16 protein-coding genes are annotated in these 20,711 nt (G+C 63.1%); all 16 read left to right on the top strand.

Annotation, left to right across the window (positions count from 1 at the left end; translation table 11 throughout):
- On the top strand, window positions 1–3,498 hold the full coding sequence (tssM, locus tag GLW01_RS04360; protein ID WP_160898244.1) for a type VI secretion system membrane subunit TssM: 3,498 nt from the start codon (window positions 1–3) through the stop codon (window positions 3,496–3,498).
- Between the two features lie 10 nt (window positions 3,499–3,508).
- Window positions 3,509–4,180 carry a type VI secretion system-associated protein TagF gene (gene tagF / locus GLW01_RS04365; protein WP_160898245.1) on the top strand — a complete coding sequence of 224 codons (672 nt, stop codon included), beginning with the start codon at window positions 3,509–3,511 and terminating at the stop codon, window positions 4,178–4,180.
- A gap of 3 nt (window positions 4,181–4,183) precedes the next feature.
- Window positions 4,184–4,990, top strand: coding sequence for a PP2C family protein-serine/threonine phosphatase (locus tag GLW01_RS04370; protein WP_160898246.1), 807 nt, complete (start codon window positions 4,184–4,186; stop codon window positions 4,988–4,990).
- 14 nt (window positions 4,991–5,004) lie between these two features.
- Window positions 5,005–6,138 carry a type VI secretion system protein TssA gene (gene tssA, locus GLW01_RS04375; protein WP_160898247.1) on the top strand — a complete coding sequence of 378 codons (1,134 nt, stop codon included), beginning with the start codon at window positions 5,005–5,007 and terminating at the stop codon, window positions 6,136–6,138.
- 63 nt (window positions 6,139–6,201) lie between these two features.
- Window positions 6,202–6,714: a type VI secretion system contractile sheath small subunit gene (gene tssB / locus GLW01_RS04380; RefSeq protein WP_151440063.1), complete on the top strand. Its 513-nt coding sequence runs from the start codon at window positions 6,202–6,204 to the stop codon at window positions 6,712–6,714.
- Window positions 6,711–8,201: a type VI secretion system contractile sheath large subunit gene (gene tssC / locus GLW01_RS04385; protein ID WP_160898248.1), complete on the top strand. Its 1,491-nt coding sequence runs from the start codon at window positions 6,711–6,713 to the stop codon at window positions 8,199–8,201. The genes tssB and tssC (GLW01_RS04385) overlap by 4 nt, the downstream gene beginning before the upstream one ends.
- Before the next feature lie 36 nt (window positions 8,202–8,237).
- Window positions 8,238–9,692, top strand: a complete 1,455-nt coding sequence (gene tssC / locus GLW01_RS04390) for a type VI secretion system contractile sheath large subunit (protein WP_160898249.1) — start codon at window positions 8,238–8,240, stop codon at window positions 9,690–9,692.
- 48 nt (window positions 9,693–9,740) lie between these two features.
- Window positions 9,741–10,550: a type VI secretion system accessory protein TagJ gene (locus tag GLW01_RS04395; RefSeq protein ID WP_160898250.1), complete on the top strand. Its 810-nt coding sequence runs from the start codon at window positions 9,741–9,743 to the stop codon at window positions 10,548–10,550.
- The gene (gene tssE / locus GLW01_RS04400) at window positions 10,537–11,001 is read left to right on the top strand and encodes a type VI secretion system baseplate subunit TssE (RefSeq protein ID WP_151440059.1); all 465 of its coding nucleotides are present in this window, start codon (window positions 10,537–10,539) and stop codon (window positions 10,999–11,001) included. Before GLW01_RS04395 ends, tssE begins: the two co-directional genes overlap by 14 nt.
- The gene (tssF, locus tag GLW01_RS04405) at window positions 11,001–12,815 is read left to right on the top strand and encodes a type VI secretion system baseplate subunit TssF (RefSeq protein WP_160898251.1); all 1,815 of its coding nucleotides are present in this window, start codon (window positions 11,001–11,003) and stop codon (window positions 12,813–12,815) included. The genes tssE and tssF overlap by 1 nt, the downstream gene beginning before the upstream one ends.
- Window positions 12,812–13,786: a type VI secretion system baseplate subunit TssG gene (tssG, locus tag GLW01_RS04410; RefSeq protein WP_160898252.1), complete on the top strand. Its 975-nt coding sequence runs from the start codon at window positions 12,812–12,814 to the stop codon at window positions 13,784–13,786. Before tssF ends, tssG begins: the two co-directional genes overlap by 4 nt.
- Before the next feature lie 6 nt (window positions 13,787–13,792).
- Window positions 13,793–16,432 (top strand): type VI secretion system ATPase TssH, encoded by a 2,640-nt coding sequence (tssH, locus tag GLW01_RS04415; RefSeq protein WP_160898253.1) that lies wholly within the window; start codon window positions 13,793–13,795, stop codon window positions 16,430–16,432.
- Between the two features lie 113 nt (window positions 16,433–16,545).
- Window positions 16,546–17,025: an Hcp family type VI secretion system effector gene (locus tag GLW01_RS04420; protein ID WP_095616246.1), complete on the top strand. Its 480-nt coding sequence runs from the start codon at window positions 16,546–16,548 to the stop codon at window positions 17,023–17,025.
- A gap of 82 nt (window positions 17,026–17,107) precedes the next feature.
- The gene (locus GLW01_RS04425) at window positions 17,108–18,958 is read left to right on the top strand and encodes a type VI secretion system Vgr family protein (RefSeq protein WP_160898254.1); all 1,851 of its coding nucleotides are present in this window, start codon (window positions 17,108–17,110) and stop codon (window positions 18,956–18,958) included.
- A 31-nt stretch (window positions 18,959–18,989) separates the two neighbouring features.
- Window positions 18,990–20,027 (top strand): hypothetical protein, encoded by a 1,038-nt coding sequence (locus GLW01_RS04430; RefSeq protein WP_160898255.1) that lies wholly within the window; start codon window positions 18,990–18,992, stop codon window positions 20,025–20,027.
- A complete protein-coding gene (locus GLW01_RS04435) occupies window positions 20,024–20,674 on the top strand; it encodes a hypothetical protein (protein ID WP_160898256.1) in 651 nt (216 codons plus the stop codon). Before GLW01_RS04430 ends, GLW01_RS04435 begins: the two co-directional genes overlap by 4 nt.
- Window positions 20,675–20,711 lie beyond the last annotated feature (37 nt).

Genomic DNA, 20,711 nt, shown 5'->3' on the forward strand with positions numbered 1-20,711 from the left:
ATGGCATGGATGCGTTCTATCGGCAAGTGGATCACGTTGCGGGGCTTTCTGATCGGCCTGGCGGTGGTGGCGCTTGTTCTGCTGGTCTGGTTCGGTGGGCCGCTGGTGGCCATTGCGGGCTGGACGCCGTTGGCGTCAGTCGCTGCGCGGCTGGTGTTTCTGTTGGCCCTGGTGGTTGCTGCGCTCGGGGTTGCACTCTGGCGCGCACGCCGGCAGCGGGCGGACAACGAAAAGGTGGTCAGCGAGATGATCGCTGACAATGAAGGCGACGACCAGCTGCAGGAAGAAGTCGGTGAGCAGCGCGAGCGGCTGCGGGAGGCCCTGGCACTGGTGCGGCGGTGGCGCCCCGGGCGTTTCCGTTCAGTGTACGACCTGCCCTGGTACATCCTGATCGGTGTGCCTGGCTCCGGCAAATCCACTGCCCTGCTCAATTCCGGGCTGGATTTCCCGTTGCGGGACCGTATGGGCGTGGAATCAGTCCGGGGTGTCGGAGGCACGCGAAACTGTGACTGGTGGTTCACGAACCGCGCCGTTGTGATTGATACCGCCGGGCGTTACACCGCCCAGGAAAGCGCGGACCGGCGGGACGCCAGAGGCTGGGAGTCGTTTCTGGGGCTGCTTCGCCGCTACCGCCCCCGCCAGCCGATCAACGGGGTCATTCTCTCGGTCAGCGTGGCCGACCTTCTGGAACAGACGCCCACCGAGCGGGCGCTCCACGCCCGCGCGCTTAAGCAGCGGGTCCAGGAACTCAAGAACCGTCTGGGTGTGGTCTTTCCGGTCTATATGGTCCTGACCAAGACGGACCTGCTCGAGGGTTTCACGGAAACCTTCGGCATGCTGACGGAGTCCGAGCGCGAAGAGGTTCTGGGCATGACCTTCGAGCTGGACCCGGTTACCGACAGTGATGCTCTGGCTACCCGGTTCGAAGAGGCATTTGATAGGCTGATAGAGCGCCTGAGCCATTTCGCCCTCCACCGGGTCCAGCAGGAGCGCACCACTGAGGCGACCCGTCGTCTCTATCACTTCCCCAAACAGGTCGCGCTTCTGCGTGCCCCGGTGTGGACGTTGATCAACGAGGTTTTCTGCCCTTCCGCCTATGAGGACACCGCACTGCTGCGCGGGGTCTACCTGGTCTCCGCGGAACAGGCTGGGCAGGGGTATGACCGGGTGTCGCAGCTGGTTGATGATGAGTTCGGGCTCACACCATCCCGCGTGGAACCGGAGCCGGTAACCGCCTCGCAGCAGGGCTTTTTCCTCCGTCGTCTGTTCGACAGCATCGTGTTCTCCGAGCATGGCCTGGTTCGCCCGGACGGTCAGCTTCGCTGGCGCCTGCGCTGGCTCCAGCGGGGTGTCATCGCGGGACTGGCCCTGGTGCTGTCGGGTACCGGCGTGGCCTGGGCGTTCAGTTACCAGTGGAACAAGGAGCTGATCGCCACCTATGAGCACGGGCTGGACGAGGTGGCCAAAGCCAGCGAAGAGGGGGCGGAGGACTGGGTTCGCCTGGAACAGCTGCTCTCACAGGCTGCCTCCCTGCCCGGTGTGGCCGGCAGTGACTTCCCCGAAGGTGGTCCCCGGTATGTCGGGCTTGATCAGGGTGAGAGGCTCAGTCAGCTGGGGGAGGGGGCCTATGGCCGGTTGCTGCAGCATCATTTCAGTGCTCATCTCAAGAACGCTCTGGAAAAGGCGCTTGCGAACCATTCGAACAATACCGAGTATCTGTACGAGACCCTCAAGACCTACCTGATGCTGAATCGTCACAAGCATCTCGATCCGGAACAGATACGTGAATGGTTTAAAACCCGGCTGAACCGGAAGCTTTCAGGCCGGATCAATGAGGGCACCCGTTCCCGTCTTCAGGAACACCTGGAACGTTATCTCGCTCTGGGCCACAGGCTGCCGTTGGATGCTGGGCGGGTGCAAAAAGCCAGGGAACAACTGGCCCGCCTGCCTGTGGATGAACGGGCCTATGAGCGGATACGGCTGAGTGCCCGTGCATCAAGTTTCCCGGATTTCCGGTTACCGCTGGTTCTGGGGTCGGTCGTGGATCGGGTATTTGAGCGCCGTTCGGGCAAGCCACTGGATGAAGCCATTCCGGCGCTCTATACCCGCAATGGGTTTGAGGGGCTCTTCCGGCCTGAACTGGAGCGGGTCGCGGAGCGCCTGCTGGCGGAATCCTGGGTTTATGGCGAGGACAGCGCGCCCTTCCGCAACCTCGACGAGGCCGCCCTGAAACAGGGCGTTCGGGATCGTTATTTCAGGGACTACGTGTACCGCTGGCGGGACCTTCTGATGGATCTGAGGATCCGCTCGTTTGAGGACAAAGCGGCGGGTGCCCGCATCGCATCGGACCTCGCGGGACCGGAGGCGCCCGTCGAGCGGCTGATGAAGGCGGTGGCCCACAATACCCGGCTTGCACCCGTTCTCAAGGGGAAAGGGGGTGAACTGGCAGATGCCGCCTCTGAGCAGGCCGGTCGCATGGCGGACCGGGCCAGCAACTGGGGTCCGCGTCTGAGCAGTCTGATGCCGGAGGCCGGTGATGACGGTGAAGCCCCTTCCACGCCCGTGGACAATGCTTTCAGCGACCTGCACAAGGTGTCTTCGGATGCCTACCAGTCGTTGCGCGACAGCGCCGATACTATTGCGGACTATCTCGGGCAGGGGGATGCGGGACCAGCCAGGGCTGATTTCCGCAAGGCGGTATCCGCGCTCCATGAAACCGTGGACGGAACCGAGTCGGATGTTCTGGCCGCCCTGTTCCGCGGGTTCCTCCAGGACGGTCGGCGGCTTGATCGGGCCTCCCGGACCCGGGATCTCAATGAGCTGTGGCAGACGGAGGTCTATCAGGAATATCGCGAGGCCATTTCCGCTCAGTATCCCATTGATCTGGATGCCTCGGAGTCGATCGCGCTTCAGGACTTCATCCGTTTCTTCGATTACGGCGGGACTCTGGACGCCTTTGTCGAAGAGCACCTGGCCGGCCGGATTGATCGCTCGGGTTCTCCCTGGGAGGTGACCGGCGAGCTCGAGATCCAGCCGCGCACCCTCAGACTTCTGGAGCACGCCGAACGCATTCGCAGCGCCTTCTTTGATCCCGATGGCGGCGGCCTCAAGGTCGGGTTCAGTCTGCGTCCTACCCAGTTGGATGCGGAGGTTACCCGCCTGGACGTGGGGTTGGGAGAGCAGTCCCTCGTCTATCGGCACGGTCCGGAACGCAGCCAGGATTTCCGGTGGCCGCTGCAGGCGGATGGCAGCGTGGCTGGCCTGTCCCTGAAACCCGCTGATGACACAGTCGACCCGCTGCGCAGGCGTTATCAGGGGGACTGGTCCGTGTTCCGTCTGCTCCAGTCTGCCGGTGCCCTGAACGGCAATGGCCGGAGCCGTGATGTGACCATCGAGATGGAGGGCTACCACGCCCAGTTGGAGCTGACCGCCGACTCGGTCCGCCATCCGTTCAGTCGAAGCCTGTTCAAGCCGTTCTGGCTGCCATCCACGCTCTAGGAGACCGATCATGGAATGGGGTTACATGGGCAAGGTGCCCAGCCGCGGGGACTTCATCATACAGGGCTTGCCTGGTGAGCTTCGCGAGCGCTGGTTCGAATGGTGTCAGGCGGCACTCGCGGTCAGCCGTGAACAGTTGGGTGAGCGGTGGCTGGACGCCTACCTCACCTGCCCGATATGGCACTTCGCCGCCGCTCCAGGGGCGGTGGCGGAAACCGGCATGATCGGAACCCTGATCCCCTCGGTGGACCGGGTCGGGCGCCACTTTCCGTTTCTTGTGGCTGGTGTCCACGAGGGAGCGCTTATCGACGCCTGGCGTCAGCCTGAATGGTTCAGTGCAATGGAGGAATCGGTGCTGGCGGTGCTCGAGGATAACTGGGCTGAGACGGAATGGGCCCGGGTGCTCGCAGGCATCAGTGCCCCGGAGCCGAGCGTGAGGCGGCTCCGGTGGCCGGAAGGCGAGGGCAATCTGATGATGACGGCGGAATGCGGGGAGGCGGACTGGCTCGCGGCCATGCTCGAAGCCGGACGCAACCCCATGCTCTGGTGGAGCCAGGGTTCCGCGTTCGTGGAGCCGGCCATGCTCCTGACCGAGGGCCTGCCACAGGTGGGTCAGTTCGCGGCCATGATCGCCGGCCAGTGGCGTGACCATGGCTGGCGACAGGGTGTGGTGGCGGAGTAGGTGATGGAACTGAGCTCGGTTGGGTTCACCCACCAGGGAGGAACCCGGGAACACAACGAAGACGCCTGGCGGGCCTGGCCCGAAGCCGGACTCTGGCTGGTCGTGGACGGGATGGGCGGTCACAGTGCGGGGGATGTGGCCAGTCGCATCATCTGCGATACCGTCGGCCGCGATCTGGCGTACCACGGAGCAGCCGCCTATGACATTGAGCGCCTGGAACAATCCCTTCAGGCCGCCAATGAGGCGGTGCGCGACTATGGTGCCCAGGCGCTCGGTGGCGGGACACTCGGTGCCACACTGGTCGCTCTGCAGATCCGCGATGGCCGGTATCGTGTGCTCTGGGCTGGGGACAGCCGCTGTTACCGTCTGCGGTCACAGCATCTTGAGCAGCTCTCCAGGGACCACAGCCAGGTCAATGACCTGATCCGGGCGGGTATGCTCAGCCCCGATAATGCCCGCGGTCATCCCATGGCGCACGTGGTGACACGGGCCCTCGGTGTTGAACCGCGTGTCGAGCTGGAGCGGGCCGAGGGGCAGGCGCGCCCCGGGGATCTGTTCATGCTTTGCAGCGACGGGGTCAGTGACGAGTTTGAAGACCAGGAGCTTCATGGTTTTCTGGCCAACAGCAGCCTGCAGGATGCGAGCGATGCCATCCTGTATTCGGCACTGGTTAACAAATGCAGCGATAATATTACCTGCCTTCTGGTCAAAGCCGAAATGAGCGGTTACCATTCACGCGCAATCAGGGAAGAGCGGGATCCGGATGCAACAATTCCGGTGCGGGTGCCGCAAAAGACGACACAGGGATAATGTGTGTGCAGGTTATGGACGACACAGCAACACCTCTCTTCGACTTCGAAGCACTCCTGAAACCGATTTCCGAGGCCCATCCCTGCGGTGATGACACCCGTGAGGATGATGCCCCGGACGCCCCCTATTTCCATCTGAAAGACCTGCGCAGTCAGGCCCGCGCTCTTGAACGTCAACGCCAGATCGATGGCGAGACGGGCGACCCCACCCAGTGGCGGGAACTGGCGGAGCGTATTCCGGCGCTCCTGGCTGAGCGCAGCAAGGACCTGGAGCTGGTCGCCTGGTACGTTGAGGCCCTTTGCCGGGAGCATGGCTTTGAGGGCCTGGCCCACGGGTTTGATCTCGCCCGTCGCATGCTGGAACAGCACTGGGATCAGCTGCACCCCCTGCCCGATGAAGAGGGCATGACCACACGGATGGCACCGCTGGTTGGGCTCAACGGCGGGGATGCTGAAGGCACCCTGATACAGCCGATTCTGGAGGCCCCGGTGCTGGCACATCCGGACTCCGGGTGGATCGCCGCCTGGCAGCTGGAGCAGGCGGCCGAGATGACGCGCCTGGATGAACAGAAAGCTCAGCAACGGATCGCATCGGGCGTGCCCTCGGAGGAGGATGTGGCGAGGGCCGTTCGGGAGACGCCCCTGAGCGATCTGCAGGCGCTGTCCGACGCCATTGAGCGGGCATGCTCCGCCTTTACTGCCCTGAGCGAGGCCATGGACCGGGTTATGGAAGGTGAGCCGCAGCCCACCAGCCACATCCGTTCCGCGCTGGAACGCTGCCGGAGCATCTTTACCCATTATGCCGGGGAGCGTCTCGAGCGCGCGTGGGCTGTCGCGGCTTCTGAAACGGGTGATGACGGTGCGCCGATGCCGGACGCGGAGGCCGGGCGTGATCACGCCACATCGGTACAGGACCCCGTGCGGGTTGCCATCGACAGTCGCGCGCGGGCGTTGGAGCAGTTGCGGGAACTCGCCGCTTTCTTCCGCCAGACTGAGCCCCATTCCCCTGTTTCCTACGCCATTGATCAGGCCGTGCGCTGGAGCGAGCTGCCGTTGCCGGAACTGATGCAGGAGTTGATAGAGGACAAGAACGTCCGAGACGGCTTCGCCAGGATGACCGGGGTACCGTTGCAGGACGCGGGGGGCTGAACGCCGTATTGGGCCTGACTAGGTCGGGCTGACATTCCAGAAGGACGACAAGGAGATACCGACATGGAAAGCGTCCACGACAAACTTTCACGAGTCCGCAAACCGCGGGTCCACATCACGTACGACGTCGAAACTGAAGGCGCCATGGTCAAGAAAGAGCTGCCCTTCGTGGTCGGCGTCATGGGGGACTTCTCGGGTAACAACAACACCGATCTGAAGCCGCTCAAGGACCGCCGCTTCATCCAGATTGACCGGGACAACTTCGACGACGTCATGCGTCGCATGAGCCCGAAACTCGCGATGAAGGTGGACAACAAGCTCTCCGATGATGACTCGCAGATGGCGGTGGAGCTTGAGTTCAACCGCATGGAGGACTTCGAACCCGAGGCCATCGTGAACCAGGTGGAGCCGCTGCGCGAGCTCATGGAAACCCGTAACAAGCTGCGGGACCTGATGACCAAGGTGGATCGCTCGGAGGAGCTCGAGGAACTGCTGGAGCGGGTTCTCAGCAACTCCGAGGACCTGAACAGCCTGAACAGCGAACTGGGAACCAGGGAAGGGGAGGATTCGGAATGAGTGCTGAAGAGCAGACCCAGGAAGCAGTCACCGGAGAAGGCGAAAGCCTGAGCCTCCTGGACCAGGCCATTGGGGCCACCAAGCAGACGGAAAGCGACCGTGCGCGGGAGCTGATCCGCACCCTCACCGACGAGGCCATGAAAGGCACGGTGACCTGGAACAAGAACCTGAATGTCACCTTTAACCAGGCCATTGCCGCCATCGACGAGGCGATCTCGAGCCAGCTCTCCGAGGTCATGCATAACGAGGAGTTCCAGAAGCTGGAAGGCTCCTGGCGTGGGCTCCAGCACCTGGTGATGAACTCGGAGACCAGCTCCAGCCTCAAGATCCGGGTACTCAACGTGAGCAAGAAGGAACTGCACAAGGATCTTTCCAAGGCCGTGGAGTTCGACCAGAGCCAGACCTTCAAGAAGATCTACGAATCCGAATTCGGAACCCCGGGCGGCGAGCCCTATGGCGCGCTGATCGGCGACTATGAGTTCAGCAACCACCCCACGGACATGGAGACCCTGAGCCTGATGTCCAATGTGGCGGCTTCCGGCTTCTGTCCGTTCATTGCCTCTTCCGGTCCGGGACTCTTCGGATTCGATGACTGGACTGAGCTGACCAAGCCCCGGGACCTCGAGAAGGTGTTCGAATCCGTGGAGTACACCAAGTGGCGCTCCTTCCGCGAGAGCGACGATTCCCGGTTCGTGACCCTGACCATGCCCCGGGTACTGGCGCGTCTGCCCTACGGTTCCGCGACCCAGCCGGTGGAGGCCTTCAACTTTGAGGAATTCGACATGGATGCGGATTCCGGCATGTCCGTGGCGGCCGACCACAACGACTACTGCTGGATGAACGCGGCCTACGTCATGGGCACCCGCCTGACCCAGGCGTTCGCGAAATATGGCTTCTGCACCGCCATCCGGGGCGCCGAGGGTGGCGGTAAGGTCGAGGGCCTGCCGACCCATGTCTTCCAGAGCGATGACGGCGATCCGGATCTGAAGTGCCCGACCGAAATCGGCATCACCGATCGGCGCGAGGCGGAACTGAGCAAACTCGGCTTCCTGCCGCTGTGCCACTACAAGAACACGGACTACGCGGTGTTCTTCGGGGCCCAGACCTGCCAGAAGCCGAAGGTGTTTGATAACCCGGACGCCACCGCCAACGCGGCGATCTCCGCGCGCCTGCCGTACCTGATGGCGACCTCGCGCTTCGCGCACTACCTGAAGGTCATGGCGCGGGACAAGATCGGTTCCTTCATGGAGGCCGAGGACGTGGAGAACTGGCTCAACCGCTGGATCCTCAACTACGTGAACGGGTCCGAGGGCGGCGGCCAGGACATCCGCGCGCGGTATCCGCTGGCGGATGCGAAAGTGGAAGTGCGCGAGATTCCGGGGCGGCCCGGTTCCTACAACGCCGTCGCCTGGCTCCGGCCCTGGCTGCAGCTGGAGGAACTGTCCACCTCGCTGCGGATGGTGGCGAAGATTCCGGAAGCCGGCTGAGGCCACCGCGTAACACAGTCGTGACAGGGATGTGTCATGGGTAGTGCAGAGTTCAACGCCGGAATGACGGCAACAGCGCTGGCCGGGGTGACCACGGTTGCGGGGCTGGTGGAACGCCTTGCGGTACTGGCGCCCGGAACCCGCTGGGATCGGGATCAGGTGACGGCACTGCTGGTGGGCGCGCTGGAGGAGCTTGACGCGCGTCTCAACGAGCAGGTGAACGCCATCCTGCATCATGCGGCATTCCAGGCGCTGGAGGCGAACTGGCGGGGCGTTCAGCTGTTGACCGAACAGGCGGCCCATGACGATACCGAAGGACTGGTCCGGATCCGGATGCTGGATCTGGGATGGGGCGAACTGAGCCGGGATCTCGCCCGTGCCATTGAATTCGACCAGTCCCAGCTGTTCGCACGGCTCTATTCCGAGGAGTTCGGCAGCCCGGGGGGTGAACCCTTCGGGCTTCTCCTCGGCGCCTACAGCGTGAGCCATCGGGTCAAGGGTGGTCAGGCGAACCTGGAGACACTGGGCGAGCTGGCACGGGTGGCGGCTGCGGCTTTTGCGCCGCTGATCCTGAACGCGGATCCGAGCTTCTTCGGGGTGGACCGGTTCGCCGAGCTGGCAAGCGTCATGGATCTGGAGAGTCATTTCGACCAGCCGGAACTGGTGCGCTGGCGCTCGCTGAGGCGCAGCGAGGATGCCCGATTCCTGGGGCTGGCCATGCCCGGCATGCTGATGCGGCGCCCCTATGCGGACGCGGGGCCGGGACCGGAAGCCTTCCGGTTCCGCGAGAAGGGCGATTCGCCGGACAGGGACTACCTGTGGGGGCCGGCCTGTTTCGCTGTGGGCACCGTGGCAATCCGGGCGTTCTGTCATTCGGGCTGGTTCGCCCAGATCCGGGGATACCGGGAAGGACGGGTGGCCCACGGCACGGTGGATAACCTGCCCGAGGTCCAGACACTGTCCTCGGCGGGGCGGATCTTTCCGACCCGCAGTCCGGTGGAATGGCAGATCAGCGACCGGATGGAACGGGTCCTGGCGGACCAGGGCTTCATTCCGCTGTTGCCGCTGGTGAACACGGAGATGCTGGTGCTGCATTCGGTCCCGTCGATCCAGGAGCCGGCCCATTACGACCAGGGCGAGGCCCAGGTCAGCGCACGGCTGGCCGCCATGCTGCACTACACGCTCTGCGTCTCGCGGTTTGCCCACTACCTGAAGGTGATGGGCCGGGATCGCGTGGGCGGCTACCAGTCGCCGGAGGAGTGCGAGACCCAACTCCAGCGCTGGCTGCACCGCTACACCATGGCAACGGAAGGCGCTTCGGACGAGATGCGCGCACGCTTCCCGCTGCGCAGTGCCAGCGTCAAAGTCCGCCCCCGGCCGGGGCAGCCGGGGCGCTACGACTCGGTGATCCGCTTGCAGCCCCATTTCCAGCTGGACCAGCTGGTGACCAGCATGCGGCTGATTACGGAACTGACGCCGATACAGAACTGATGCCCGGGCGACGGACCCGGAAATGCACGGACGAACAGGAACAGGGATATGGAACCCATCAGGCAGTACCTGTCCACCGGTGAACTGACGCCGGCCATCGAAGCCATCCAGGCGCACCTGCGCGAGGCACCCTCGGCCAGTGACTGGCGTGCCTGCCTCGTGGAGCTGCTGTGCATTGCCAATGACCTGGAACGGGCTGACCAGGTTCTGGAGCACCTGGCACGCCATCATCCGGACTGGCTGGCCGGAGCGGCCAACCTGCGCCAGTTGCTCAGGGCCCAGCAGGCGCGCCTCGCGTTGCGTGAAGGTCAGCTTGCGGATGACGTTGTGGCCACGCCCGGCGAATCCCTGGAAGCGCTTCTCAAGCTCCACGCGGAACTCCGCAGTGGTGGCATGGACGCGGCCAGCGAGGCCGCCAGGGCGCTGGAGGAGGCCCGTTCGACGGTCCATTTCCAATGCGGCGACCAGGCGGGCCCGGTACGCGACTGTGACGACACCCTCAACGGTTATCTCGAGGCACTGGGGACAGACGGCCATTTCTACCTCTGGCAGTGGGATGAGCTGGAGAGCATCCGCTTCGAGGCACCGGCCTCCCCGCTGGAATGGGTATGGCGACGGGCCCGTGTGGCCCTGACCAGTGGGCGTCAGGGCGAGGTACTGCTGCCGCTGACCTATGCAAACAGCCAAACGGATGCGCAGAAACTGGGCCGCGAGACGGACTGGGTGGAACCTGCTCCCGGGATTGTGACGGGCCTTGGGCTCAAGCTGCTGTTGGTCGGCGATGAGGCGGTGCCTCTGGAAGGTCGGGTGGAGCTGGAACGCCAGAGCCGGGCCGGGGCCGATCATGAAACCGTCTGATGCCCGCAATGGGCTGCAGCTGAGTCTGCTCGACCGCTTGCTGGAGGACGGCGCGGTCCGGCCGAGCCTGGCCCGGATCCGGCAATCCGTGCGCCGGGACCTGGAGTGGCTGTTGAACGCCCGGCGCAGCTGGCTGCCGCGCGAGGCGGCCGGGTCGGAACTCGACCAGTCGGTGCTGGGCTACGGCCTGCCGGATTTCACGGTCATGGAACTCAGCACCGAGGACGGTCGGCAGTGGCTCTGCGAGGAGGTCAGGCGGACGATCCGGCGGTTTGAGCCCCGCCTGGCCCGGGTCGACGTGGTGATGCGGGATACGGAGACCCCCATGGACCGCTACCTTCGGCTGCGCATCGAGGGCATCCTGCTGGTCGAGCCCGTACCGCAGCCCGTGGCGTTTGATTCGGAACTGGAACCGGTGAACCTCTCGGTAACGCTCAGGGAGTGCGCGTGATGGGTGACGAGCTGCTTCAGTACTACAACCGGGAACTGGCCTATCTCCGGCGCCAGGGCGCCGAGTTCGCCGAGGCCTATCCGCGTGTCGCCGGGCATCTGCGGATGAGCGAGGAGTCGGTTGAGGATCCGCATGTTTCCCGGCTCCTGGAAGGTGTGGCCTTTCTTTCAGCGCAGATCCGGCAGCGTCTGGACGGCCACTTCACGGAGCTGGCGGATGTGCTCATGGGCACACTGTACCCGGATTACCAGGCGCCGATCCCGTCCATGAGCATCCTGCAGATGACACCGGCACCGGCGCTTAAGTCCATTGCGCCGCTGGAACAGGACGTGGCCTTCGAAACGGTTTCAAGGGAACACCCGAAATGCCGTTTCGAAGGCCGTGGCGAACAGGCCGTGGGGCCGATTGAGGTGATCGGGGGCGCCTTCGAGAACAGCCCCTTCGAGGCCCCGCGTCATCCCCGGGTGGCGGGGGCCCGCAGTATCATCCGGCTTCGTCTTCAGGCGCGGACGTCGTTCCAGGACCTTGATCCCCAGTGGCTCCGATTCTACCTGCACGGTCAGTCGCACCAGAGCCATGAACTCTACGACCTCATCCACCGCACCGGCCTGGGCTGCGCCATGGTGCCGGTGGATGACCAGCGCCAGGTCCGTTTCTTTCCGGGCGACGCCCTGCGCCCTGTTGGTTTTGACGACGATGAAGCACTGGTGCCCTGGGGGCAGCGCGGGTTCACCGGGTACCGGCTGCTGACCGAGTATTTCCTGTTCCCGGAAAAGTTCCTGTTCGTCCAGCTGGACGGGCTCGCTGGCCAGTGGCCGGAGACCCGGGAAGTGGACCTGTATTTCTATCTGGGCGAAGGGAACGAGGAACAGGAAAAGCGGTTTGTGGCGGACCACATGAGGCTCTGGTGCACACCGGTGGTAAACCTGTTCAGTGATCGGCTTGAGCCGGTGCGCTCTGATGAGGGGGAATACCGCCACCGCCTCGCACCCCGCTACGGCGACAGTGACGTGAGCGAAGTGGTGGACCTGGAACGCGTGGACCTGCTGCGTGACGGAAAGGCGCGTGAGCTGGCTCCCTATTACGGCCGCGGCCACCCCAAGTGGCAGAACACGATGAACGTCTACTGGCACCTTCACCGTGAACAGGCGGAATGGGCCGGTGGCCGCAATGAACCGGGAACTGAGGCCTGGCTGAGCCTGGTGGATCATCGTTGTGTGGAGCAGGGCCGGGAGTCATTGCCGCGCGATGAGACACTCGCCGTTAGGGCCCGGTGCTGCAATCGTAACCTGCCCGCCAGCCTGCCATTCGGCGGTGGGTCGCCCCGGTTCCGGGCCGTGGATGAATCCCGGGTGGAGCGGGCAGAGGCGATTGTGGCGCCGACCGAAACGGTTCGCCCCGAGTTGGGCAATGCCGGTCGCTGGCAGTTCGTTCAGCACCTGACACTGGCGCATTTCGACGGGCCGGATGCACTGGAGCGGTTGCGCACGGTGCTCCAGCTTCACGACTTCCGCAAGACACCGGAAACCCGGGCCCTGATTGACGGCATCGAGGACGTCGCCATCAAGCCTTCGGTGGCACGGGTCGGAACTGGCGTGCAACGGGGCGTCTGCCGGGGCAGTGACGTGGTGATCACCTTCTCGCGTCCGAGCTACGCAGGGACCAGCATCTATCTGTTCGCCGCGGTTCTGGACCGGTTCTTCGCCCACTTTGCCCAGCTGAACAGTTTCACCCGGCTGCGGGTTCGGCTCAGTGGCCAGAACCAGGATTACCACGTCTGGCCCGCCCGGGCCGGGGAGCAGACGCTGCTATGAGTGTGGAAGCAGTAGCCGGTGAAAAGGACTTCTTCCGCACGGTATGGCGCCTTCAGCGCCAGATTCCGGAGCGTCGTTCCCCGTACCGGCGTGTCGGGCATGACGGCTGGCCGAGCCAGGAACTGGTCCGTTTCCGCACCAGCCAGCACATGGGCTTCGTGGGCTCGGACCTGGTGGCGGCGCATGAGGAGCAATTGGAAGAGGGGGTTACCCGGGGCGAACTAACCGTGGACAGCCTCGGCCTGACCGGCGCCCGGGGCGCGCTGCCTTCCCACTACACCGAGATGGTGCTGGCGCAGGTCCGGTCCCGTTCGCCCGCGCTGCGGGACTTTCTGGACATGTTCAACCATCGGTTGCTGTCCCTGCTCTACCGCAGCTGGGAGAAGACCCAGCCGGCTGTGCAGCAGGAACACACCGAAGCGGATGCGTTCACCACCGTCCTCGGGGCAATGACGGGCGCGGAGACGGATCTGGACGTCCACTATGGGGCTGCCCTGGCGCGTGGCCCACGGTCCGCCAGTATGCTCCGGCACTGCCTCGAGGATCTGTGCGGTATGCCGGTGGCGGTCACGCCGCTGCAGGGCGAGTGGGCTGATGTGGCCGACGTGGACCAGACCCGTCTGCCCGATGCGTCACGCCCCCGTGGCCAGCATGCCCGGCTCGGGGAGGCCATGCTCGGAACACGGGTATGGATCGCCGATCACGGGGTGCGGATCACCTTCCATGCGGAGGAGGAAGCCCAGCTCCGCTCGCTTCTGCCGGGTGGCACTCTCAGCCCGGTCATGCAGAGGCTGAGCCGGAAGCTGGTGGGCGGACAGACGGCCCTGCATTACCGGGTGCGGGCGCGTTCGGCCATGGTGACCGGCGCGCGGCTGGATGGCCGCGCCCGTATTGGAAAGAACAGTTTCATCGGGGCGTTCCGGAATCCGGAGCAGCCCCTGGAGATCGGTTTCAGGCCAGGGAAGGAGTAACCCGCCATGTCATCAATGACGCTCAAGGCGCTCGTCGAGCGCATGAACCCGTCCACCCGCCAGGCCATGGAGGCAGCGGTGGGCCAGAGTCACCAGCGTACGCACGAGTGCGTCGAGGTGGAACACCTCCTGCGGGCCCTGCTTACGCAACGGGACCCGGACATTATCGGGATCCTCGACCATTACGGGCTGGATAGCGGCCGGCTGGAAGGCCAGCTGGACCAGGCGCTGGAAGGGTTCAGCACCGGCAATGGTGCAACGCCGAGTCTTTCGCCCCGGCTCGTGGACCTGCTGCGCCAGTGCTGGCTGGACACCTCCATCGAGTTCGGGGAAGCCGCCATCCGTGGCGCCACGCTGCTCTACAGTCTGCTCCAGGATCCGGCCATGGCGGCGCTTGCCACCCGCTACGCCAAGGAGCTGGACGGCCTTGACGCGCAGACGCTTCTTGGTGAATGGGCGACGCTGCGGGAGACCCTCGAAGCCAACCCCGCGAACCAGACCCATCCGGCCTCCGGACGTGAGCAGCACCTGGCCCAGTACACCGTGGACCTGACGGCGCAGGCGCGGGCCGGCGGGATTGACCCGGTCCTGGGGCGGGATGACGAGATCCGCCAGATGATCGACATCCTGACCCGGCGGCGCCAGAACAACCCGATCCTCACCGGTGAGGCCGGCGTGGGCAAGACCGCTGTGGTTGAAGGTCTGGCGCGGCGCATCGCCGACGGCGAGGTCCCGGAGGCACTGGCGCGGGCACGGCTTCTGACGCTGGATCTCGCGCTGCTCCAGGCCGGAGCGGGTGTAAAGGGCGAATTCGAGAACCGGCTGAAAGGCGTGATTGATGAGGTGAAGGCGGCCACCGAGCCGGTGATCCTCTTCATCGATGAGGCCCACAATATGATCGGCGCCGGCAACCAGGCCGGCCAGAACGACGCCGCCAATCTCCTGAAGCCGGCACTGGCGCGGGGCGAACTGCGCACCATCGCGGCCACCACATGGTCCGAGTACAAGAAGTACTTCGAGAAGGACGCGGCCCTGACCCGGCGCTTCCAGGTGGTGCCGGTGGATGAACCGGACGAGGAGACCGCGACGCGGATCCTGCGGGGACTGGCCCCAACTCTCGAAGCCCACCATGACGTCGCCGTGACGGACGCGGCGCTGGGGGCCACCGTTCGGCTGTCGACCCGCTACCTGCCCGGCCGCCAGCTGCCGGACAAGGCGGTAGCGCTGCTGGATACCGCCTGCGCCCGGGTCGCCATGAGCCAGGCCAGCCTGCCGACGGCCCTGGAACAGGCGCGCGCCCGGCATCGCGGTCTCCGGGAGGAAGCGGACCGGCTGGCCACCGAGGCCCGTGCCGGCGTCGAGCATGGGCAACGCCAGGACGAGCTCGGCACTGAGATCCACCGCCTGGAGCAGACGCTGGAAGATCTGGAGTCGGCCTGGAACCACGAGTGTGAGCAGGTCAATGAAGCCCGGGAACTCGGTCGGCGTATTGCCGAGGAGGACGATGATGAACCGGTCACGGAACTGAGCCGGCTCCGGCAGGAACTCAACGAACGAGCCGCCCCGATGGTGCACTGGCAGGTGGATGAACCGCTTGTCGCCGAGGTTATTTCCGACTGGACGGGCATCCCCGTGGGCCGCCTGCAGGCGGACGAAATAGCCGGTGTGCTTTCCCTGGACGAATACCTGCGGGAAAGGGTACGGGGCCAGGATCACGCCATCGAGGACATTGCCCGGACCATCCGCATCGCCCGGGCGGACCTGGCGGATGAGCGCAAGCCGCTGGGCGTCTTCCTGCTGGTGGGCCCCAGCGGCGTAGGCAAGACCGAGACCGCCCTGGCGCTGGCGGAGCAGGTCTACGGCAGCGAAGACAACATGACCGTGATCAACATGTCCGAGTTCAAGGAGGAGCACAAGGTCTCCCAGCTGGTGGGTTCACCACCCGGCTACGTGGGCTATGGCGAGGGTGGTGTCCTGACCGAGGCGGTCCGGCGCCGCCCTTACAGTGTCATTCTCCTGGATGAAATGGAGAAGGCGCACCCCGGCGTCCAGGACGTCTTCTATCAGGTCTTCGACAAGGGCATGCTCCGGGACGGGGAAGGCCGCGACGTGGACTTCCGCAACACGGTCATCCTGATGACCTCCAATGCAGGCTCGGAAATGATCAACGACCTGTACGCGGATGAGATGACGGCGCCCAGGCCCCACGCCCTGAAGGATGCTATCTGGGATGAGCTGCTGAACACCTTCAAGCCAGCGTTCCTCGGGCGTACGACAGTGCTGCCTTACACCCCGCTGGGCCGGGAACAACTGGCCGAGATCGCACGCCTGCAGCTGGGCCGTGTCGCCGACCGCATCCAGCGTCATCACGAGGCGCCATTGAGTTACAGCGACGACGTCATCGACGCCATTGTGGATCGCTGCACCGAGAGCACGTCCGGCGCACGCAATATCCCGCGCATCCTGCAGCAGGAAGTGCTGCCCGAGATGTCGACCCGGATTCTGGAAAGTCTCGGCCGGGAACAGAGTCCCCGCACCGTGACGCTGTCCATCGACAACGGGTCGTTCAGCATCGAGCTCTCGGTTGATGATGCAGATCCATCGAAAAGGAATTCAGTCTGGACGGATACGCCCGTTCAGGCCTGAGCCGGATTCCGGGGAGTTGGAACTCTCCGGATAACTGCTTCCCGTAAGGATGGGAAGCAAACCGCCATGTCCTGGTTACAGGACGTAACGCAAAATGCAAAAGGAGCAATTCAATGCAGACCAATACCTACCTGGATTTTGGTGGCCTCAAAGGCGAAGCAACCGCCGAGGAATACAAGGACCTGATCACCGTCGATACCCTGGACTTCAACGTCCACCGGGATATTGCGGCGCCCACGGGTACCGCCATGGATCGGGAAGCCTCGGCGACACGCCTGGGCGACATCACCATCACCAAGAAGCAGGACAAGGCCACACCGGATCTCTTCAAGGAAGCGACCATCGGTAAGGGCAAGCCTGCCACCTTCTACCTGACCAAGCAGGGCGACAAGATCGAAGAGATCATGAAGATCGAACTCTCCGACGCCATGATCTCCAACTACAGCGTCTCCGCTGAAGGCGATCGCCCGACCGAGTCCATCACCATCAGCTACACCGAGATGACCATGTCCGTCACACCGACTGACGACACCAACGCGGCAACCGCGCCGCTGGTTTACGGCTACAGCGGTGTGAAGGGCCAGCAGCTCTAAGGGTGGCAGCTGCCACACGGAACCGGGGAGGGCATGCCCTCCCCATTCTTGATTCCCACAGACCAGGACGGTGCGGAGTGTCATGGCAACGGAAGAGCAGCATCACCACCTGAAGATCCAGGGGCCCCAGGGAAAGGACGCACTGGCGATTGAGCACCTGCGGGTCAGTGAGAGCCTGTCGCGCCTTTTCGAGATCCATGTCCGGTTCATTGCCAACAAGCGGCTGAATGATCTGGAAGGCCAGGTCGGGCAGGCGGTCAGCATCAGCCTGACCTTGAGTGGCCAGTCGGAGAGCGAAAAGCGGTATTTCCACGGTCATATCGCGAGCATCGGGGAACTCGGCAAACCCCTGCACAACAGTGAGGGCCAGCGTTACGAGGCCCGGGTGGTTCCGCGTGCCTGGAGTGCCCGCAACCGCAGCAACTGCCGTATCTTTCAGGACGAAACGGCGCTGGACATTGCGGAAACCGTCCTGGGCGAACACGAGGTTGAACTGGTCCGGAGCATTGAAGGGACACCCCGCAATTACCGTTACTGCGTCCAGTACAACGAAACCGACTGGGATTTCGTAACCCGGTTACTGGCCCACGAAGGCCTTTTCTTCTTTTTCGAACATTCCGAATCCGGCCATCGAATGGTGGTCGGTGACAACGTGAACGCCTACCAGCCGGCGCTGGAAGACAGCGTGATCTACCGTTCCGGGGATAGCGGTGACAGCCGCATCTACCAATGGCGCCAGGATCACAGGGCCGGGCCGGATGCCATGGTGGAACAGGGCTTTGATTTCACGCGGCCTGGCGAAACCGTTGCCGACAGCGGCAAGGCCAGCGTTCCAGGCGAAGCGTTCGGGGAGCAGGAGATCTTCCATTACATCGGCGAGGATCGCCTGCTCATCAACGACAGCGAGCCCCTGGCGGCGACCCACCTCAAGGGCCTGAACCGGGAAGCGCAGGTCTACCACGGGGCCTCGGATTACCTGTCGTTCGGAGCCGGCCTGACCTTCAGTTTCCGCGAGCATGAGGACGGGGTCAGCTCAGGTACCGGCTTTGTCATAACCCGCTTTGAGTGCACCGCCAGTGTTCCCGTGAACAGTGAGGACGGGGATTCAGGCGAAGCCTCCCATTACACCAATACCTTTGAATGCATCACCACGGACAAGCCGTTCGTGCCGGCGCGTCAGCCCAAGCCCGTCATTCCCGGCGTTCAGACCGCCACGGTGACCACTGGGCCGGGCGAGGAACTGCACGTGGATGAATACGGTCGCGTCCGTGTCCAGTTCCACTGGGACCGGGAAGGAAAGAACAACCCGGACAGCTCCTGCTGGATCCGCGTGGCCCAGGGGTGGGCCGGTGCCGGTTTCGGGGCGCAGTTCCTGCCGCGCCAGGGTCAGGAAGTTGTGGTCGAGTTCATCAACGGCGATCCGGATCAGCCCCTGGTTACCGGCTCCGTTTACAACGACGATAACCCCCTGCCGTACTCGACCGACAAGCAGCTGAACTCCTCGGGCATCCGCTCGCGTTCCACGCTGGAAGGCGGCGAGGCGAACTACAGTGAGATCCGCTTTGACGACGATAAAGGCAAGGAGCTGCTTGTCCTTCACGCGGAGAAGGACTATGAGCTGACCGTTGAGAACGACGAAACCGACTCCGTCGGCAACAACCGGCAGGCGGAGGTCGGGAACGACGACACGCTCAAGGTGGGGAATAACCAGAACGCCACCATCGGCGGGGACCGCACCAGCGAGACCAGCGGCAGCGACACCATCAAGGCCGGCAAGACCATCACCGTCGACGCCGGAACCAGCATCACGCTGCAGACGGGGGCGGCTAGTATCACGCTCGAGAGTTCCGGCAACATCGCCATCGAGGGCACACAGATCAGCCTTGATGGGGCGACGATCAGCCTCAAGGGCGCCAATATCAGTCTCAACTGAGACCAGGGACGGACCAGGACAGGATGTCAGGATGCTGAGACGCGACCACCAGCTCAAGGCCGACCTCGGGCGCCTCTACTCGTTCAGCCTGGGGCTGCGCATGGAGGAGGACGGCACCTACCGCCGCCCCGATGTCATGGCCTGCCGGATCTACGCCCGCCAGACCCTTGAGGACATCGCCCGGAGCCAGGACGACCCCTTCAACTACCGGCTTCTGGACCTGTGGCTGGATGTGTTCCAGCGGCCATGGGATCAGCCAACGACACTTCACCAGCTGCTGGACGACCTTGCGCGCCAGGTTGGTAGCGGGGATCTGAAGGTGTATCTGGAATATGATCCCAACGATAGTGTGTTTGACGTATCGAGTGCTGGTGGTCAGAAGATAGGTTCCGCTGCAGAAAGTGTCTCCAAAGACTCGGATGAGGTACGTGCTCAAAAAACAGGTGGGGATAAAAACCAGGACGGACCATTAGCCCCTTCTAGCGGTGATTCACCACACCCAGGATTGCATAATAAGGAATGGCCAAAAGACGGGGGAATTGAGGCAAAAGGTTTTGAGACTCGCCGCGAAGTCGACCTGGAGGATCTGCCAGCTTCGGATAAGAAAGCGGCCGCTCAGCTAAAAAAACAAGGCTGGGACGATGATAAGGTCCAGCAGGTGTTGGAGTCCGGAACTAATCCCGAACTCAAGGAATTGCAGCCCGGTGATAAGCTTTATGGAGTAACTTCGCAAGGATTTGCCAAAGATCTGGAAAGCTCTCCGCACTGGCTTGACGAGGAAGGGTTTGAAGAAATGAAACAGAAACATTATCGCGAGGGGGCCTGGGATCGGGAAGCGGTCAAGAATGAGTTGGCTCTGCCGTGTTTTAACCGGGCTGATGCGATCGATATCGCCGAAGTCACGGAACCAATGACTGCGGTTGAGTCCGAGATCGGGAAAGCGACGGAGTTGATCAGTTACACCGACGCGTCTGGGAGTACAGGATTGATACCGAAAATGATGAGCGGTGGTGGCAAACAAATCGCTCCGAATCCCAGCAAGTTGAAAAGCGTAGTGAGTCAGACATGAATATTCATGATGAGCGTGTTGAGGATGTTATTGAGAATTGCAACATCCTTCTGGATAAGCTGAGTCACTATTCTCAGACCGACTCAACGCCCGAGGGGCGGATGATTTCCCAGTTGAAGTGGCTCAAAGAACGAGCTGAGGCTGGGAGTCTGGACCTTCCAGTGGATCGGCGTTACATCGCTACCTTGGCCTACGTCTTTACGGAGGGCTCATTACGCTGGCTCGCCACATCCAGAGAGGAATACGTTTGGACTGTGGAGGTTTATGAAAAACGGCTGCTCAGTCTCACGAAACACGGTTCTTTCCTAGCAAAGCGTGAATATTATCCCTATGTCGCACGTTGTGTTGACAAATTGATTGGTATCCTTAGAAACGCGTCACGTCCATTGTCGGCTGAGGAAAAGGGGTGTATTCGAGAACTCAACGTACTTGGTGACAAGTTGACCAGGGAAGAAATCGAACCTCCACTCATGATTGGCAACGACTACACAAATTTTCGGGAAGTTTACGCACCGTGGGAATGTACCATCGAAGATCTACCGGAAGGGAAAGCGGTGAGTCGGGTGGTATCTAATTTCGTATTCAACGGCAGGCGGCCTCAGAGCTGGGTAACCACGGAAGCAGCTGATCAAGAAACAAATTTCTGATGCGATTGGAAAGGGCCTTACGTCTCAGATGCTTCAA

Origin of the sequence: Vreelandella halophila (assembly GCF_009856365.1) — a bacterium.
Classification (GTDB): domain Bacteria; phylum Pseudomonadota; class Gammaproteobacteria; order Pseudomonadales; family Oleiphilaceae; genus Halospina; species Halospina utahensis_B.

What these genes read in the sequence shown, in the direction of transcription:
- tssM (WP_160898244.1), top strand. Translation starts at nt 1, where the DNA reads ATGGCATGGATGCGTTCTATCGGCAAGTGGATCACGTTGCGGGGCTTT.
- tagF (WP_160898245.1), top strand. Translation starts at nt 3,509, where the DNA reads ATGGAATGGGGTTACATGGGCAAGGTGCCCAGCCGCGGGGACTTCATC.
- GLW01_RS04370 (WP_160898246.1), top strand. Translation starts at nt 4,184, where the DNA reads ATGGAACTGAGCTCGGTTGGGTTCACCCACCAGGGAGGAACCCGGGAA.
- tssA (WP_160898247.1), top strand. Translation starts at nt 5,005, where the DNA reads ATGGACGACACAGCAACACCTCTCTTCGACTTCGAAGCACTCCTGAAA.
- tssB (WP_151440063.1), top strand. Translation starts at nt 6,202, where the DNA reads ATGGAAAGCGTCCACGACAAACTTTCACGAGTCCGCAAACCGCGGGTC.
- tssC (WP_160898248.1), top strand. Translation starts at nt 6,711, where the DNA reads ATGAGTGCTGAAGAGCAGACCCAGGAAGCAGTCACCGGAGAAGGCGAA.
- tssC (WP_160898249.1), top strand. Translation starts at nt 8,238, where the DNA reads ATGGGTAGTGCAGAGTTCAACGCCGGAATGACGGCAACAGCGCTGGCC.
- GLW01_RS04395 (WP_160898250.1), top strand. Translation starts at nt 9,741, where the DNA reads ATGGAACCCATCAGGCAGTACCTGTCCACCGGTGAACTGACGCCGGCC.
- tssE (WP_151440059.1), top strand. Translation starts at nt 10,537, where the DNA reads ATGAAACCGTCTGATGCCCGCAATGGGCTGCAGCTGAGTCTGCTCGAC.
- tssF (WP_160898251.1), top strand. Translation starts at nt 11,001, where the DNA reads ATGGGTGACGAGCTGCTTCAGTACTACAACCGGGAACTGGCCTATCTC.
- tssG (WP_160898252.1), top strand. Translation starts at nt 12,812, where the DNA reads ATGAGTGTGGAAGCAGTAGCCGGTGAAAAGGACTTCTTCCGCACGGTA.
- tssH (WP_160898253.1), top strand. Translation starts at nt 13,793, where the DNA reads ATGTCATCAATGACGCTCAAGGCGCTCGTCGAGCGCATGAACCCGTCC.
- GLW01_RS04420 (WP_095616246.1), top strand. Translation starts at nt 16,546, where the DNA reads ATGCAGACCAATACCTACCTGGATTTTGGTGGCCTCAAAGGCGAAGCA.
- GLW01_RS04425 (WP_160898254.1), top strand. Translation starts at nt 17,108, where the DNA reads ATGGCAACGGAAGAGCAGCATCACCACCTGAAGATCCAGGGGCCCCAG.
- GLW01_RS04430 (WP_160898255.1), top strand. Translation starts at nt 18,990, where the DNA reads ATGCTGAGACGCGACCACCAGCTCAAGGCCGACCTCGGGCGCCTCTAC.
- GLW01_RS04435 (WP_160898256.1), top strand. Translation starts at nt 20,024, where the DNA reads ATGAATATTCATGATGAGCGTGTTGAGGATGTTATTGAGAATTGCAAC.